We start from the raw sequence: 14,320 nt of genomic DNA on the forward strand, positions 1-14,320 counted from the left end.
CTCGAGCGAAGCAGGGGTTGTCAGGTGCCGACGGGTCGAGTGAAGTGGTATGACGCGGCCAAGGGATACGGCTTTGTCACCAGTGACGAGGGTGGCGACGTGTTCCTGCCCAAGGGCGCGCTACCGGCCGGCGTTGCCGACCTCAAGGGTGGCCAGCGGGTCGATTTCAGCGTGGTCGACAGCCGCCGGGGCGCGCAGGCCATGGGCGTGAAGCTGCTGGAGGCGCCGCCGTCCGTGGCGGAGCTGCGCCGCCGGCCGGCCGAGGAGCTGCACGGCCTGGTCGAAGACATGATCAAGGTGCTGGAGGCGAAGGTCCAGCCGGACCTGCGCCGGGGTCGTTTCCCGGACCGGAAGACCGCGCAGAAGATCGCTCAGCTGGTCCACGCGGTGGCGCGCGAGCTGGAGGTCTGAGGGACGAGCCCGGCGTCGGCGGCCCGACCCAGCAGCGCCTCGACGGCGGCGAAGCCGGCCTCACCCAGGTCGGCGGTGAACTCGTTGACGTAGAGGGCGATGTGTCGGTCCACCACGTCGGGCTCCATCTCCTGCGCGTGGGAGAGGACGTACGCCCGGCTGGCCTCCGGGTCGGCCCAGGCCTGGCGGACCGACTCGCGGATCCAGGCGGCGGCCTCGACCGGGTCGACCGCGCCCTTGCGGGCCAGGATCGCGCCGAGCGGGATCGGCAGGCCGCTGTCGCCCTCCCACCACTCGCCGAGGTCGACCAGGGCGGTCAGCCCGTGCCGGGGGTACGTGAACCGGGCCTCGTGGATCACCAGGCCGGCGTCGTACCGGCCGGCGGCGACGCCCGGCATGATCTCGTGGAACGGCACCACCTCGATCCGCGCCGGCGGCCGTTCCGCCGACCAGAGCCGGAACAGCAGGTACGCCGTGGTCCGCTCGCCCGGCACCGCGACCGTCGCGCCGGTGAGGTCGGTCCGGTCGCCGCGCGTGAGCACCAGCGGGCCGCAGCCCCGGCCCAGCGCGCCGCCGCAGGGCAGCAGGTGGTAGTCGTCGAGCAGCCAGGGCAGCGCCGCGTAGCTCACCTTCACCAGGTCGAACGCCCCGCGTTCGGCGGCCGTGTTGGTCACGTCCACGTCGGCGTAGGTCACCTCGACGGGCGGCGCGCCCGGCACCCGGCCGTGCACCAGGGCGTCGAAGACGAAGGTGTCGTTGGGGCACGGGGAGATCGCCAGGGAGAGCGTCACGCCCCCACCGTAACTCCGCGCCGCGGACCACCCGCCACCCCGGTCCCGCGACCGTGCCGCCGCCCCGCCCGGCACCCCGCCTTCTCAACCGGTCGCGGCCGGATCCGGCGGCGGTGCCGGTGATCGCGGTGGCCGGGCGGGCGTTGCTCGTGCCGGCGGTCCGCCGCTCCCTTTCGCGCGGGGCACCTGCCCATCCCGGCCATGGCCTTGATCCCACCGGGCGCTCCCTGGTGCCGGCCGGGACACGCCTCGCTGCTCGCTCCGGAGCTGGAGCCGTCTCCCTGTCCATGGCCCTGGCCACAGGCGGCTGGTGGGGACAAACCTCTGGTCCACACGCTACGAACTTGATGACGTAGATGAATCGCGGGCGCGCAGGTTTGTGAAGGCCGGTTCGCCGTTGCGCGGACCACTGCGGCCGCGGCTCCGTGGCCGGCAGCGGCAATCGCCGCATTGCCCCGCGTGGTCGCCGGCATTGCACGGCGTGGTCGCCGGCTGGCCGCTCCGGCATTGCCCCGTGGGGTCGCCGGCTGGCGCTCCCGCAATGCCCCCGCGCAGGCGCAGCCGGTTTCGGTATGGCTGGCGCACTCCTCTTGGCCGAAGGGCACGCTGAATCGTTCACGTCATCAAGTTCGTAGCAGTCGGAACAAGCACTCATCCCCAGGTACACACGTTTTCCACAGCGTTGTCCACAGGTGGATACCGGCGGGTTGTGACGCTCTCGAGGTGCGGTCGAGCATGGGAAGGTGACCGATGCCGAGCCCCTGACGGACCTGGGCGCGACCCTGCGGGCGTTGCGCCGGATGGCCGACCTCAGCCAGCGGGAGCTGGCCGGAAAGTCCGGGGTGCCGCAGGCGACGATCGCGCGGATCGAGTCGGGCAGGTCGCCCGATCCGGGCTTCCGCCTCGTCGAGCGCCTCGTCGGCGCCGTGGCCGGCCGGATCACGATCTCGGTCCCTGCGGGGGCCGAGCTTCCTCCGGTTCCGCAGGAGGAGCTGCGGGACGCGGCGGGACGGCATCCTCCCGCCCACCTCGACGCCCGGGAGGTGCGCCAGCCGCGAGACTGGCCCGGCGCCTGGTGGGCGCCGTGGTACGACGTCCCGCCCGAACGCTGGCCCCCGCTGCCGGCCGTGACCTACGCGCTGGACCGGAGCGAGCGGGATCGGCAGCGGCATCGGGATCGGGTGCGGCGGGACAGCACCATCCGTAGGTACCTCGATCCGACGATCCCGTCGACCTCCTGGCGTTTCCTCGCCGAGTTGCCGGACGGGGAACTGGTCGGTGAGCTCCGGGCTCACGAGCGCAGCGCCGACCTCCTGATTGGGCACTATCCGGCCGGCCAGTGTCAGCTCGTGCTCGACGGAGTGCTCGTCGCCCCGGCGTACCGTCTGCTGGGCATCGGGCGTCGGCTGGTCGACGCGCTGTCGGCCGAGAAGGATCGCGCCGGAGTCAGCTCCGTGAACGCCCTCGCCGAGGGCGGCGGTAGCAGCAGCTTCCTGCTGAGGTGCGGGTTTGAGCTGGAGGCGAGCCGGCCGGCCGCGGTGCGGCTGGAGCGGCCGGTCAACGCAGGGCGGCCGCCGCCGCGGTGAGGGCGGCGAGCGCCTCCCGCATCCGCCAGGAGCCCCGGTCCCGGGGCCCGATCGGGTTGGAGACCGTGCGCAGCTCGGCGAAGGGCAGGCCGGCCTGGGCGGCGGCGACGGCGACGCCGTACCCCTCCATGGCCTCGGCCACCGCATCGGGGTGCCGGGCGGCGAGGGCGGCCGTGCTGGCGGCCGTGCCGGTCACCGTGCTGACCGTGAGCACCACGCCGACGGTGGCCTGCGGCAGGGCCGTACGCAGGGCACCCAGCAGCTCCGGGTCGGCGGGTACGCCACTCCCGACGCCGAGCAGCTCCGCCGACATGCCCAGCTCCTCGATCGGGAGGAAACCCTCCGGTGACTCGGCACCCAGGTCCGCCGCGACGCTGCGGGTCGCCAGCACGGCGCCGCCGATCTCCACCCGGTCAACGAATCCGCCGGCGATGCCCGCGCTGACCACCGCCCGGTACGGCCGCCCGGCCGCCTCGGCGAGCGCCAGCAGCCGGGCGGTGGCGGCCCCGGCGACGGCCGGGCCCACCCCGACCGGGGTGACCGTGACCGTCGGGTCGGCCAGCCCGGCCCGGATCGCCTCCGCCTCGGCGGGTACGGCGGTCACCACCAGCAACCTGCTCACGCCGCCGGCCCTCGCGGACCCTGTCGGTTCTCCTCCTCGGCCCCGCCCGGCCCGCCGACCGGGGAGGAGGACGGGCGGTAGATGTGGAACCCGGGCGGTGCGAGACCGTCGTCGTCGGCCGGGGTGGGCGTGGCGGCCTGGGCGGGGGCCGGCGAGGTGGGCGTGGAGTCGGCCACCCCCTCCGCCGGCTCGGCCGGCTCGGCGGCCAGCTCCTCGTCCCCGAGCGGCCGGCCGACCAGGCGTTCGTTACGCAGCCGGCTGGCCACCAGCACGCCGCGCGCGGCCACCAGCGCCGCCACGCCGGCGGCCACCGCGACCCCGACCCGGCCGGTGAAGGGGACCAGCCCGAGCCCACCGCCGGCCACGAAGGCGAGCATGAGCGCGGTCTCCGAGTGGGCGAAGGAGCTGGCCCGCAGCCGCTCCGGGATCCGCTCCTGGATCGACGCGTCGACCGCGAGCTTGGCGATCCCGCTCATCAGCGAGGCGACCAGGCAGAGCAGCGCCACCAGCGGCAGCGAGAACTTCAGCGCGGCCAGCACCGCCACCCCGGCCACGGCGATCGTGCCGCTGGACTGGATTGCGGCCGGCCGGTGGATGCGCAGCCGGGTGCCGACCGCGGTGGCCAGGAAGCTGCCCACCGCCAGCGCCCCGCCGACCAGGCCCAGCGCACCCTGGGCACCCAGGTCCCGGCCGAAGAAGTCGGTGGTCAGGTCGCCGGCCTTGATGGCGAACGCCAGGAAGAGCAGCAGGAAGCCGTACACCCCGCGCAGCGCGGCGGCGCCGATCAGGGTGGCGATCACCAGGCGGCCGGCCGGGCGGCCCCGACCCAGCGGCCGTTCCCCGTCCCGGCGGCGCAGTGCCCGGAACGGCTGCGGCACCCGCTCCGGCGGCTCCGAGTCCGCCCGCGGCGGCAGGCGCAGCGCGATCACCATGCCGACCAGGAAGATCAATGAGGCCACCCGGAGCGGCCACTGCGCGCCGAACCAGAACGTGGCCAGCCCGAGCGGGGCGACCAGACCGCCCGCCACCGTCCCGTAGACGCTCGCCCGGGCACCCACCTGGGACAGCCCCAGCCCCTCGGGCAGCAGCCGGGGTACGGCCGCCGAGCGGGCCACCCCGTACGCCCGGGAGAGGGCGAGCACGCCGAATGCCGCCGGGTAGAGCCCGAAACTGCCGAGGTAGTCGGAGAGCAGCCAGGCGAGGAAGGCCCGGCCGAGCATGGTGGTCGCCAGGGCGTACCGGCGGCCGTGTCGGAAGTGGTCCAGCAGCGGCCCGACCACCGGGGCGAGCATGGCGAACGGCACCATGGTCACCAGCAGGTAGAGGGCGACCTTGTTCCGCGCCTCGCCGAGCGGCACGTCGAAGAAGATCGTCCCGGCCAGGCCGATGGCGATCAGCGTGTCCCCCGCGCAGGAGAGGGCGTGCAGGTCGAAGAGGCGGACCATGCCCACCTCGTTGCCCGCGCTGCGCGCCCGGGCCGAGCCCGCCCGCCGGGTCATCCACCGTCCGCCGTGCAGCGAGCCGCGGAGCAGCAGGCGGGTGGCACGGATGCCGGTGCCGACGGTCCGCCCGAGGAGGGACCGGCCGGAGCGGGAGGACAGCGGCATGTCTCCCATCCTGGCCCATCTGATCGGCCCGCGCCGCACCACCTGTGGAGAACGACTCCGGGGAGTGCCTGACAGCCGACCGTGGGCATGGGGAACAATGGGCGGGTGACCAGGCCCGCCTCCGCCCGCGCTCCCCGGCTCGACCAGGTCTGCGCCGCCGCCGTCGAGGTGGCCCGCGCCGCCATCACCGAGGTGGACCCCGCCGACGTCGGCGAGCACCTCCAGGCCGTCGCCGAAGGCGACCGGCTCGTCACCCACTACTTCGACTGCCGGCTGGCCGGATACCGCGGCTGGCGCTGGGCCGTCACGGTGACCCGGGCGCCGCGCAGCCGGCACGTCACGATCTGCGAGACGGTCCTGCTGCCCGGCCCGGACGCGCTGCTCGCCCCGGGCTGGGTGCCCTGGCAGGAGCGGCTCAAGCCGGGCGATCTGGGCCCGGGCGACCTGCTGCCCACCCCGCCGGACGACGAGCGCCTCGCCCCGGGCTACCTGCTCTCCGACGACCCGGCGGTCGAGGAGACCGCGTGGGAGCTGGGTCTCGGCCGGCCCCGGGTGCTGTCCCGGGAGGGCCGCTCGGACGCCGCCCAGCGCTGGTACGACGGCGACCACGGCCCGAACGCCGCGATCTCGGTGGCCGCGCCGGCCGCCGCCCGCTGCGGCACCTGCGGCTTCTACCTCCCCCTCGCCGGCGCCCTGCGGCAGTCCTTCGGCGCCTGCGGCAACTTCTACGCCCCGGACGACGGCCGGGTGGTGAGCGCCGACCACGGCTGCGGGGCGCACTCGGAGACGCTGGCCGAGACGGCCGAGACGCCGGTCGACGAGCTGCCCACGGTCTACGACGACAGCGCGGTCGAGGCGGTGTCGGTCAGCCGGGCCCCCGGCTCGGTGGAGGCGGCCGAGCCGGCGGAGCCGTACGGGCACCCCTGACGGCTGTCCTGACCGCCGCCCGAGTCAGGCCCGGCGGGCGGCGGCCTCCCGGCGGCGGCGCCGGTTGGCGTCGTGCCGCATCATCACCGCGAGACCGGGAAAGCCCCACAGGAAGCCGGCCAGGCAGGTCCAGAGCCAGTTCTGGTGCCCGTGCTCGGTGAGCCAACCGCGGAAGAAGATCAGCAGTACCAGCCCGACCACCGCCCAGACGATCAGCCCGGCGACGGCGAACGGCACCATCGGCGGGTCGAGCGGTTCGGGCCGCGGCGGTTGCTCCTGAGGCACCGGCACAGCGTACGCGAGGCCGCGGACATCCACCCCCTGTTGTACGCCGCGGCGTTGTTGTTCATCCTGTACTTCCTGCGCGGGCCCATCGGGTCCGTGGTGTTCCGACGCGGGGAAAAGTCGATCTTCTGGTGAGCCTGGTCATATCGCATGTCGTTAGCCAGGCTCATTAGTTAAGCTAACTAGTGTGACGGAGCGGACGGTGACGGCGAAACGCGTGCCACCGGCGCAGCTGGCCCCTCAGCTGCGTAATGCGATCACCCGACTCAACCGGCGGGTCCGGCAGGCCCGCCCGGTCGGCGACCTGACGGGCAGCCAACTCTCGGCGCTCACCAGCCTCAACCTGGCGGGTGCCCTGACGCCCCGGGAGCTGTCCGACGTCGAGCGGGTGCAGCCGCCGACGATGACCAAGATCGTCGCGAAGCTGGAGGAGCGCGGCCTCGTGCAGCGCACCCCCCACCCGACCGACGGGCGGCAGGTCATCCTCGCGGCGACCGAGGGGGGACGGGCCGTGCTCGAGCAGTTCGAGCGGGCCCGCAACGAGTGGCTGGCCGACCGGCTGGCCGAACTCACTGAGGAGGAACGCGACACGCTGCGGTGGGCCGCCGACATTCTTCAGGGGATCGCTCACGCCTGAGCCGACCGCGTCGTGCGGTCCGCCCCGTCCGCCGTGGATGAGGCGTACCCGACGCGAGGAGGCGCACTTAGCGTGCAGGCCAGGCTGAGCACGATGTTCCAGTCCCTACGAGTCCGTAACTACCGACTCTTCGCCACCGGACAGCTGATCAAGTTGATCGGCGTCTGGATGATGTTCATTGCCCAGGACTGGCTCGTCCTCGAGCTCAGCGACAACTCGGCCACCGCGCTCGGCGTGGTCACCGCGTTGCAGTTCACCCCCGTCCTGCTGCTGACCCTGCTCTCCGGCCGCCTCGCCGACCGCTACGACAAGCGGCTGCTGCTCTTCATCGCCAACGCCTTCTGGACCGCGCTGGCGCTGGTGATGAGCCTGCTGGTGATCACCGGCCTGGTGCAGTTGTGGCACGTCTTCACGTTCGCCGCCCTGCTCGGCGTCGCCAACGCGGTGGAAACCCCGGTCCGGCAGGCGTTCGTCTCCGAGCTGGTCGGCGTACCGCTGCTGCCGAACGCGCTTTCGCTCAATGCGGCCACCTTCAACTCCGCCCGGATCATCGGCCCGGCCGTCGCCGGCCTGGCCATCGCCGCCTTCGACGTCGGACCGGTGTTCCTCTTCAGCGCGCTCAGCTCGATTGCCCCGCTGGTCAACGTGGTCCGGATGCGTACCTCCGAGCTGCACCGCAAGGACCTGCTGCCGGCCGCCCAGCGCGACCAGGCCCGGGTGGTGGACGGCCTGCGGTACGTCGCGCGCCGGCCCGACATCCTGCTGCCGATGGCGCTGATGTCGGTGATCGGGATGAGCCTGTTCAACTTCCAGCTCACCCTCGCCGCGCTGGCCAAGACCGTGTTCAACACCGGCGCCGCCTCGTTCGGCCTGTTCAGCACCGCGCTCGCGGTCGGTGCGCTGACCGGCGCGCTGGCCGGCACCGGGCGGCGCAGCCGCCCCTCGGTCTGGCTGGTGCTCGGCGCGGCGGTCGGCTGCGCCGCCTTCGGCACCCTGGTCGGGCTCGCAGGGACGTACTGGCTCGTCGTGGCGCTGCTGCTGCCGACCGGGTTCTTCATGGTCTTCTTCGCCCAGGCCGCGAACCAGCGGGTCCAGCTCAGCGTCGACGCCGCCTTCCGGGGCCGGGTGATGGCGCTGTGGGTGTTGGTCTTCCTCGGCACCAACCCGGTCGGCGCGCCGATCATCGGCTGGGTGGCCGAGACCTTCGGCGCCGGGGCGAGCATCTGGATCGGCGGGCTGATCTCGCTGGCCGCCGCGCTCCTCGCGCTCACCTGGCAACTGCGCCGCTCCGGCGCCCGGTTGCGGATGCGGGTGCTGCCGATGCCCCGCTTCTACGTGGTCTCGCCCGGCGCCGAGTGACCCGTTGACCACCGGAAGGACCGGTTCCCGTCCCGGGGACCGGTCCTTCCGTTTATGCATTCCGGCCCGATCTCGCCAAACGGGTAGCGGGCCGCCACGAGGCGGCTTAGCGTCGATATGTGGGAGTGGGGCGGGGACTGCTGTTGATGCTGGCGATCCTCGCCGTCTGCTGCCTGCCCGCCGCCTTCGCGCTGCTCTTCTGCGCCGACGAGATCATCGACCGGGTGGCCTGCGGCTGGGCCGAGTGGCGGGAGCAGCGCCGCGAACGCCGGACAATCGCCCGGCTGGACCGGGCCATCGAGGCGGACTCGCTCACCCGCGACATCGACCTCACCGAGTTCGACCGGGGGGACCGCCGCCCGCTGGAACAGCTCGCCGTCGACCTGCGCCGGCTCGGCGGCCACCGGCTTGCCGCCGCCGACCGCTCCGTGGTGTGGCACGGCGCGGTCATCGACGCGTACGACGAGCGGCTGCGCGCCGCCTGCCGGGCACTCGACATCACCGAGCATCTGGCCGACCTGGAGGGCGTCGACCGGGAGATCGAACGGGTCCGGGTGGAGGGGCTGGTGCACGCGGCCGGGCTCACCCTGCCCGCGGCCCGCCCCGGGCACCATCAGCGGCACCGCTGACGCCGGTGCGGCTCTTCGTCGCGGTCTACCCGCCCCGGACGGCGATCGACGACCTCACCGCCCAGGTGGCCCGGCTGCGGGTCGGCGCCGCCACCGCCGCCGGCACCAACGTCCGACTGGCCGACCCGGCGAACGCCCACCTCACCCTGGCCTTCCTCGGCGACGTGCCGGACGACCGACTGGTCGACGTGGAGAGCGCGCTCGGGCTGGCCACCGAGACGTTCCGGGATGGTCGACACAACTCACCCCGGCTTCGCCTGGGCGGTGGGGGCAGCTTCGGGCGCGGTCGGTTCACCGTGCTCTGGGTGGACGTCCGGGGCGACGTCGAGGGGCTCGCCGTGCTGGCCCGGCTGATCCGGTTCGGGCTGCGCCGCGCCGAGCTGCCGCACGACGAGAAGCCGTTCCGGGCCCACCTGACGATCGCCCGACCCGGTGACCGGATCGACCGCGCCGACATCCTGGCCGACCGGGAGGCCCTACATGACTACCTCGGCCCGGAATGGCCGGCGGAGGAGCTGGTGCTGGTCCGCAGCCATCCCGGTCCCCGCCCCACCTACGACCGCCTGGCCGCCTGGCCGATGTGACCAGTCCGGCGACCGCCCCGGATCGGGCGCGCCCCGGGGCCGGCCGGAGCGCGTCCGGCCGGGCCCCGGGACGGGTCACCAGGCCCAGGCCTCCGGGCCGGGGCCGCCGTTGCCGAGCGGCGGGAAGAGCTCGTCCAGCCGCTGCAGGGTGGTCTCGTCGAGATCCACGTCCAACGCGCCGAGGGTCCGGTCGAGCTGGTCCAGCGTGCGCGGACCGACGATCGGGGCGGTCACCCCGGGCCGGGAGAGCAGCCAGGCCAGCGCCACGTCGGCCGGGTCGTGGCCGAGGTCGGCACAGAGCTTCTCGTACGCCTCGATGGTGGCCCAGTGCGCGGCGAGCGCGTCGGCCGACCGGCCGGTGGTGCCGCGCGCCGCGCCGCCCTCGGCCATCTTGCGGATAACTCCGGAGAGCAGCCCGCCGTGCAGTGGAGACCAGGGGATGATGCCCAGCCCGTACTCCTGCGCGGCCGGGATCACCTCCAGCTCGACGTGGCGGGTGAGCAGGTTGTAGATACTCTGCTCGGAGACAAGGCCGAGGAAGTTGCGCCGGCCCGCCGCCGCCTGCGCCCGGGCGATGTGCCATCCGGCGAAGTTGGACGACCCGACGTAGATCACCTTGCCCTGGGCGACCAGGGTCTCCATGGCCTGCCAGATCTCCTCCCAGGGCGTGGTCCGGGAGATGTGGTGCATCTGGTACAGGTCGATGGTGTCGGTCTGCAGCCGGCGCAGCGACTCCTCACAGGCCCGGATGATGTGCCGGGCGCTGAGGCCCTGCTCGTTGGGCCAGTCGCCCATCTTTCCGTACACCTTGGTGGCCAGGACGACCTTGTCGCGGCGCCCGCCGCCCTGGGCGAACCAGCGGCCGATGATCTGCTCGGTGACGCCCTCGCCGAGCTTCCAGCCATAGACGTTCGCGGTGTCGAAGAAGTTGATTCCGTGTTCCAGAGCCCGGTCCATGATGGCGAAGCTGTCCGGCTCGTCGGTCTGCGGGCCGAAGTTCATGGTGCCGAGGCAGAGCCGGCTCACCGAGAGACCGGTGCGTCCCAGGTTCGTGTACTCCATGGGTCCACCCTGGCACGCGGGCACTTCGAGTGCCTCTCGCCAGGGTGGACCGGGTGGATCAGGATGACTCGCGAGCCGCCGGGCCGCTGCCGAAGAGGACGTCGTCCCAGCTCGGCAGCCGCTTGCGCGGTTTGCCGCCGGCCTCCGCCGACTCGCCGCCGCCGGCCGCCGCTGCCGGGCCGGTGCGCCGCGGCCGGAGCACGGCCAGCGACGGTACGGCCGGGACCTCCTTCGGCGCGTCCGAGTCGTCGTCGAAGGCCGAACCCGGGCCGCCCCCGAGCAGCGCCGCGGCGCCACCGGAGACCGGCCGCTGGCGGGGTGCCTCCGGCCCGGCCAGGGCGGCCGGGGACCGGGTGTCGAGACCCCGCCCGGACGCACCGCCGAGCGGCCGGTCCAGCGAGGCGAGCAGGGCGTCCCGGCCGGCGCGGATCGGGTCCCGCCCCGGACGGGCGTGCTCGGCGGGCGCCGGCAGGCCGTGCCCGCCCCGGCTCGGCTCGCCGCGCGACGGGCCGGGCAGCGCGTGGCCGCCCCGCTCCGGTGCCGGCTCCTGGCCGAGGATCGGCGTGGGCCGCTCGGCGCAGAGGTATTGCGCCATGTCGTCGTGCGGGGTGACGTGCTGCCGGGTCTTGTCGAGATCCCAGACCGCCTGCGCAGTGGCCTTGCCCGACGGCCAGGTGGCGATGATCCGCCAGGTGCCGTCGTCCCGCCGGTACGCGTCCCAGGAGATCTTCTCGGTGTCGATCCCGTGCTGGCCCAGCCGGCCGTTGACCACTTCGGCCAGCGGGGTCGGCTTCTCCGCGCCCTTGAGCCTGGTCCGCCGGGCGTGCTGGGCGAGCATGGCCCGCTCCTGGAGCACCGGGCCGGCGTAGCGCAGGACGCGGTCCACCGGGACGCCGGCGATCCGGGCGACGTCCTCGGCGGACTCGCCGGAGCGGATCCGGGCCTGGATGTCCCGCGGCGAGAGCGACGGCGTCGGGTCGGCGGCGGCCGCCACGACCGCGAGGGGCGCCGCGCCGGGATCGGAATGCAGCACCGAGGCGACGCGTTCGTCGATCGGCAGGGCGAGCAGGCGCCCGACCTCGTCGGCGAGCACCAGAGCCTGGCCGTCCTCGGAGAGGGCGACGAAGCGTACTGGGCGCATGGGCTTGCCTCCGTCCCGCTTCGCTGGCCGTCACGCCACGAGCGGGCCACCCGGGCGTCTCGCACCACCGTACGCGCATCTACCCGAAGGTGGGGGATGCGACACCCCGGCATGTCGCGACTGACCTGCGGCGATGATCACGGTGGGTGGCCGTCGGGGCGTCGACGGCCACCCAGCGTCACGAGGTGATCAGAGTCGCTCGACCACGTGGTCGACGCACGCGGTGAGCGCTTCCACATCGGCCGGCTCGACGGCCGGGAACAGCGCGATCCGGAGCTGGTTGCGGCCCAGCTTCCGGTACGGCTCGGTGTCGACGATCCCGTTGGCGCGCAGCACCTTCGCGATCGCCGGGGCGTCCACCCCGTCGGCGAAGTCGATCGTGGCGACCACGTTGGAGCGCAGCGCCGGGTCGGTCACGAACGGCGTGGCGAACTCGGACCGCTCGGCCCAGCCGTACACGATGCCGGCGCTCTCGGCGGTGCGCTTGGCCGCCCAGGCCAGGCCGCCCTGGGCGTTCATCCAGTCGGTCTGCTCGGCGGCCAGGAAGATGGTGGCCAGCGCCGGAGTGTTGTACGTCTGCTCCAGCCGCGAGTTGTCGATCGCGGTGACCAGGTCGAGGAAGGCCGGGATGTAGCGACTCGACTCCTTGATCTCGGTGGCCCGGGCGAGGGCGGCCGGCGACATCAGGGCTAGCCAGAGGCCGCCGTCGGAGCCGAAGCACTTCTGCGGGGCGAAGTAGTAGACGTCCGTCTCGCCGACGTTGACCTCCAGGCCGCCAGCGCCGGAGGTGGCGTCGACCAGCAGCAGCGCGCCCTCGTCGGCGCCCGGCACCCGGCTGATCGGCACGGCCACACCGGTCGAGGTCTCGTTGTGCGGGGTGGCGTAGACGTCCACGCCCGCCTCGGCGGCCAGAGCCGGCGCGCTGCCCGGCTCGGACTTGCGGATCGTCGGCTCGCCCAGGAACGGGGCGTCCTTGACCGACTTGGCGAACTTGGCCCCGAACTCGCCGAAGCTGGCGAACTGGGCCCGGTCGCGGACCAGGCCGAAGGTGGCGACCTCCCAGAAGGCGGTGGTGCCGCCGTTGCCGATGACCACCTCGTAGCCCTCGGGGAGGGAGAAGAACTCGGCGATGCCCCGGCGCAGCCGGGCCACCTGGTCCCGCACGGTCTGCTGCCGGTGGGAGGTGCCCAGGTAGCTGGTGGCGACGTCGGCGAGGGCGGAGACCGCCGCCGGACGGACCTTGGACGGCCCGCAGCCGAACCGCCCGTCGGCGGGCTTGATGTCGTCGGGAATCCGGATGGTCGGTGCGTCAGCCACGGTTGTCTCGATCCTTCCGCGTGGGCTGCGAGGAGGGGCCCTTCAGCGGGCGCGGACCGACGTCGGCCGCGCGCGGGCGCGCGGGGAGCCGGGATCCGAGCCCGGTCCGGCGGCACTGCCGGCCTTCATCCTCCCACCCGGGCCGGCCCGCCCGGCGGCTGGTCCCACACCCCGCGGTGAGGGATGCGCCACAGCGATGCGCGAAGGGCCCCGTCCGCGCCGGACGGGGCCCTTCGAGGGGGGTACGCGGGATCAGACGCCGTGCGGGATGGCGTCCCAGCCCTCGACCTCCTGCGGCTTACGCGGGCCGTGGCCGACGTACCGGGCCGAGGGGCGGACCAGCCGCTGGAGCTTCTTCTGCTCCAGGATGTGCGCGGACCAACCGCCCATCCGGGCACAGGTGAACATCGAGGTGAACATGTGCGCCGGCACCTCGGCGAAGTCCAGCACCACGGCCGACCAGAACTCGACGTTGGTGGCGAGCACCCGGTCCGGGCGGCGGGCCTGCAGCTCGGCCAGCGCGGCCTTCTCCAGCGCCTCGGCGACCTCGAAGCGGGGTGCGCCCAGCTCCTTGGCGGTGCGCCGGAGCACCCGGGCGCGCGGGTCCTCGGCCCGGTAGACCCGGTGGCCGAAGCCCATCAGCCGCTCGCCCCGGTCGAGGACGCCCTTGACGTACCCCTCGGCGTCGCCGCTGCGCTCGACCGACTCCAGCATGCTGAGCACCCGCGACGGTGCGCCGCCGTGCAGCGGACCGGAGAGCGCGCCGATGCCGGAGGAGATGCAGGCGGCGGCGTCGGCACCGGTGGAGGCGACGATCCGGGCGGTGAAGGTGGAGGCGTTCAGGCCGTGCTCGGCGGCCGAGATGAAGTAGGCGTCGACGGCCTTGACGTGCCGCGGGTCGGGCTCACCCCGCCAGCGCTTCATGAAGCGCTCGACGATCGTCTCCGCCTTGTCGATCTCCTTCTGCGGCACGGCGGGCAGGCCGAGGCCGCGGGCGGACTGGGCGACGAAGGAGAGCGCGGTGACCGACACCCGGGCCAGGTCCGCGCGGGCCTGCTCGTCGGAGATGTCGAGCAGCTGGTCGAGGCCCCAGTACGGGGCGAGCATGGCGACCGCGGACTGCACGTCGACGCGGATGTCGCCGGAGTGCACCGGCACCGGGAACGGCTCGGCCGGCGGCAGGCCCGGGCCGAAGCGCCCGTCGACCAGCAGCGCCCAGACGTTGCCGAAGGAGACCTGGCCGATCAGATCCTCGATGTCCACGCCGCGATAGCGCAGCGAGCCACCCTCGCGGTCCGGTTCGGCGATCTCGGTCTCGAAGGCTACGACGCCTTCCAGGCCCGGTTTGAAGTCGGACATGTC

At 73.6% G+C, this 14,320-nt stretch carries 15 protein-coding genes; 7 read left to right on the top strand and 8 right to left on the bottom strand.

Features of this window, described 5'->3' with window-relative positions:
• The first annotated feature begins 24 nt into the window (after positions 1 to 24).
• Positions 25 to 411 (top strand): cold-shock protein, encoded by a 387-nt coding sequence (locus A6A27_RS35900; protein ID WP_026267952.1) that lies wholly within the window; start codon positions 25 to 27, stop codon positions 409 to 411.
• Here A6A27_RS35900 and A6A27_RS35905 read toward each other — a convergent pair.
• On the bottom strand, positions 372 to 1,202 hold the full coding sequence (locus A6A27_RS35905) for a 1,4-dihydroxy-6-naphthoate synthase (protein WP_073839098.1): 831 nt from the start codon (positions 1,200 to 1,202) through the stop codon (positions 372 to 374). The genes A6A27_RS35900 and A6A27_RS35905 overlap by 40 nt on opposite strands.
• A 743-nt stretch (positions 1,203 to 1,945) precedes the next feature.
• Between A6A27_RS35905 and A6A27_RS35910 the strand changes: the two genes are divergently transcribed.
• On the top strand, positions 1,946 to 2,788 hold the full coding sequence (locus A6A27_RS35910; protein WP_241825612.1) for a GNAT family N-acetyltransferase: 843 nt from the start codon (positions 1,946 to 1,948) through the stop codon (positions 2,786 to 2,788).
• Here A6A27_RS35910 and A6A27_RS35915 read toward each other — a convergent pair.
• Positions 2,760 to 3,410, bottom strand: coding sequence for a futalosine hydrolase (locus A6A27_RS35915; RefSeq protein WP_073839099.1), 651 nt, complete (start codon positions 3,408 to 3,410; stop codon positions 2,760 to 2,762). The genes A6A27_RS35910 and A6A27_RS35915 overlap by 29 nt on opposite strands.
• Positions 3,407 to 5,017 carry an MFS transporter gene (locus A6A27_RS35920; protein WP_073839100.1) on the bottom strand — a complete coding sequence of 537 codons (1,611 nt, stop codon included), beginning with the start codon at positions 5,015 to 5,017 and terminating at the stop codon, positions 3,407 to 3,409. The genes A6A27_RS35915 and A6A27_RS35920 overlap by 4 nt, the downstream gene beginning before the upstream one ends.
• Positions 5,018 to 5,104: 87 nt before the next feature.
• On the opposite strand from A6A27_RS35920, the gene A6A27_RS35925 reads away from it, so the two are divergent.
• Positions 5,105 to 5,944, top strand: coding sequence for a DUF3027 domain-containing protein (locus A6A27_RS35925; protein ID WP_073839101.1), 840 nt, complete (start codon positions 5,105 to 5,107; stop codon positions 5,942 to 5,944).
• A gap of 24 nt (positions 5,945 to 5,968) precedes the next feature.
• On the opposite strand, the gene A6A27_RS35930 is transcribed toward A6A27_RS35925, so the two are convergent.
• Positions 5,969 to 6,229, bottom strand: a complete 261-nt coding sequence (locus A6A27_RS35930) for a DUF2530 domain-containing protein (RefSeq protein WP_073839199.1) — start codon at positions 6,227 to 6,229, stop codon at positions 5,969 to 5,971.
• A 187-nt stretch (positions 6,230 to 6,416) separates the two neighbouring features.
• On the opposite strand from A6A27_RS35930, the gene A6A27_RS35935 reads away from it, so the two are divergent.
• From A6A27_RS35935 to thpR, 4 genes are all read left to right on the top strand, one after another.
• Complete coding sequence (locus tag A6A27_RS35935; RefSeq protein WP_198940594.1) at positions 6,417 to 6,866, top strand: MarR family transcriptional regulator; 450 nt, start codon at positions 6,417 to 6,419, stop codon at positions 6,864 to 6,866.
• Positions 6,867 to 6,938: 72 nt separating this feature from the next.
• Positions 6,939 to 8,225, top strand: a complete 1,287-nt coding sequence (locus A6A27_RS35940; protein ID WP_073839103.1) for an MFS transporter — start codon at positions 6,939 to 6,941, stop codon at positions 8,223 to 8,225.
• Positions 8,226 to 8,344: 119 nt separating this feature from the next.
• On the top strand, positions 8,345 to 8,854 hold the full coding sequence (locus A6A27_RS35945; protein ID WP_073839104.1) for a hypothetical protein: 510 nt from the start codon (positions 8,345 to 8,347) through the stop codon (positions 8,852 to 8,854).
• A gap of 5 nt (positions 8,855 to 8,859) precedes the next feature.
• Positions 8,860 to 9,438 (top strand): RNA 2',3'-cyclic phosphodiesterase, encoded by a 579-nt coding sequence (thpR, locus tag A6A27_RS35950; RefSeq protein WP_073839105.1) that lies wholly within the window; start codon positions 8,860 to 8,862, stop codon positions 9,436 to 9,438.
• Positions 9,439 to 9,513: 75 nt separating this feature from the next.
• On the opposite strand, the gene A6A27_RS35955 is transcribed toward thpR, so the two are convergent.
• The 4 genes from A6A27_RS35955 to A6A27_RS35970 all read right to left on the bottom strand — a co-directional run bounded on the left by A6A27_RS35955 (position 9,514) and on the right by A6A27_RS35970 (position 14,317).
• Entirely contained in the window at positions 9,514 to 10,500 is a 987-nt protein-coding gene (locus tag A6A27_RS35955) for an aldo/keto reductase (RefSeq protein WP_073839106.1), read from the bottom strand.
• 58 nt (positions 10,501 to 10,558) lie between these two features.
• Positions 10,559 to 11,641, bottom strand: a complete 1,083-nt coding sequence (gene sepH / locus A6A27_RS35960) for a septation protein SepH (protein WP_073839107.1) — start codon at positions 11,639 to 11,641, stop codon at positions 10,559 to 10,561.
• Positions 11,642 to 11,830: 189 nt separating this feature from the next.
• The gene (serC, locus tag A6A27_RS35965) at positions 11,831 to 12,958 is read right to left on the bottom strand and encodes a phosphoserine transaminase (RefSeq protein WP_073839108.1); all 1,128 of its coding nucleotides are present in this window, start codon (positions 12,956 to 12,958) and stop codon (positions 11,831 to 11,833) included.
• Positions 12,959 to 13,210: 252 nt separating this feature from the next.
• A complete protein-coding gene (locus tag A6A27_RS35970; RefSeq protein ID WP_073839109.1) occupies positions 13,211 to 14,317 on the bottom strand; it encodes a citrate synthase 2 in 1,107 nt (368 codons plus the stop codon).
• Positions 14,318 to 14,320 lie beyond the last annotated feature (3 nt).

Source organism: Micromonospora sp. CB01531 (assembly GCF_001905095.1).
Taxonomy (GTDB): domain Bacteria; phylum Actinomycetota; class Actinomycetes; order Mycobacteriales; family Micromonosporaceae; genus Micromonospora.